Origin of the sequence: Endozoicomonas sp. ONNA1 (assembly GCF_024606325.1) — a bacterium.
In the GTDB taxonomy this organism is placed as follows: Bacteria; Pseudomonadota; Gammaproteobacteria; order Pseudomonadales; family Endozoicomonadaceae; genus Endozoicomonas_A.
The window spans coordinates 1-1,409 of record NZ_JAHHPN010000594.1 but is presented as its reverse complement, the minus strand read 5'-3'; the positions used below and the strand labels follow the sequence as shown (position 1 = coordinate 1,409).

Annotated in this window: 2 protein-coding genes; both read left to right on the top strand. The window is 44.4% G+C overall.

Annotated elements, in window-relative coordinates; all coding sequences use genetic code 11:
- The first annotated feature begins 449 nt into the window (after nucleotides 1–449).
- Nucleotides 450–896, top strand: a complete 447-nt coding sequence (locus KDK19_RS13740; protein WP_257254061.1) for a universal stress protein — start codon at nucleotides 450–452, stop codon at nucleotides 894–896.
- 23 nt (nucleotides 897–919) lie between these two features.
- The gene (locus KDK19_RS13735; protein ID WP_257279526.1) at nucleotides 920–1,168 is read left to right on the top strand and encodes a hypothetical protein; all 249 of its coding nucleotides are present in this window, start codon (nucleotides 920–922) and stop codon (nucleotides 1,166–1,168) included.
- The last annotated feature ends 241 nt before the right edge of the window (nucleotides 1,169–1,409 follow it).

The window sequence follows — 1,409 nt, the reverse complement described above, 5'->3', positions numbered from 1 at the left end:
TCTGGCTCCTGATGGATGCATCTTAGACAGTGCTCGCCAGAAATTCATACAACCGTTTGAATTTTTGAGCCTACCTTCTTTGAATTCTGTGCCAAAGTCAAGAAAATGAACACCAATAAATCCGCAAATATACTGATTCAGAGCAAATACTTACCAGAAATTTACTTGGACAACTCAAGGTACAGCCATACAATGTAAGCGTTTGGTCTATGATGCCTGCAATCAATCGTATTTTCTTATGGTTGATATAAAGAGAGCACAGGTGGTCGAACACCCTTTAGCATTTAAGGCGATGAGTACACAAGATAGTTACTCGTGGCCCGATGATAAAAACATCGACACAGCCATGATCCGGAAATGCAGCTCACCGGCTCAGATGATAAAAATGGCTATGCAACTGGAATGAGCTGCATTTCTTCATAAAACATCCGGGAAGAGAGAAACAGTCTATGAGTCAATATAACCATATTCTCGTTGCTATTGACCTGTCTGATGAAGCAGACGATGTATTGGATAAGGCCAAGTCTCTTGCAGAAATCTATCAGGCCAGACTGACCCTGGTGCACGTGGTTGAGCCGTTGAGTGTCGCTTATGGCAGCGATATTCCACTGGATCTTACAACCCTTCAGGATGAAATCACCCAGCAGGCCAGAGAGCGTATATCACGTTTGGCTGAAAGCATTCACCTGGACAAGGGTGAACAGCACGTCGTATACGGGCGCCCGGAAAGAGAAGTACATCGCATCGCTGACGAGTCTGACGTTGACCTGATCGTGGTTGGGAGTCATGGCAGGCATGGTTTGGCCCTGATTCTCGGCTCAACATCCACCAGCATCCTGCATGGTGCATGCTGTGATGTTCTGGCGGTAAGAGTGGGAAAAAACAACAGCAAATAAGAACAAAAGCGGTGAGTTAACAGTTGGCAGATAGCCGTTCTGACCGCACACTGACGACAGCTGACTCCCAACTAAAAAAGGAACGTCTGTTAACTCATATTTTCAAGTACTTCTCAACGTTCGATCTTTTCTTCGATGTCCTGGTTGGCGACTGCCAGGCACACCAACGTGGATTGAATGACGTCATGATCGCCCTTATAGAAAGCAGATCCAGCGATGATCTTTTCCCACTGAATCAGTTCTTCTTCCAGTTTTTCAAGCTCTCCTCGTAAAGCTTACAACTCACGATGAAGCTTGTTAGTGAGATTTTTCTTTTTCGGTTTCGACTGCGATTATTTCAATTACGAGTTACGCCTTCCGGAATGTCAACGTCATCCCCGTCAAAATCATTCATGTCAGAATCAGTCACTTCAAAATCACTCTTACCATGAAGACTTTCAAAATCACTGCTGTCAGTATCAGTTTTTTCAGATTCACTGCTGTCAGAATGATCATTACTACAAAGGCAATACT

Coding starts and splice junctions, on each gene's coding strand:
- KDK19_RS13740 (WP_257254061.1), top strand. CDS start 450: ATGAGTCAATATAACCATATTCTCGTTGCTATTGACCTGTCTGATGAA.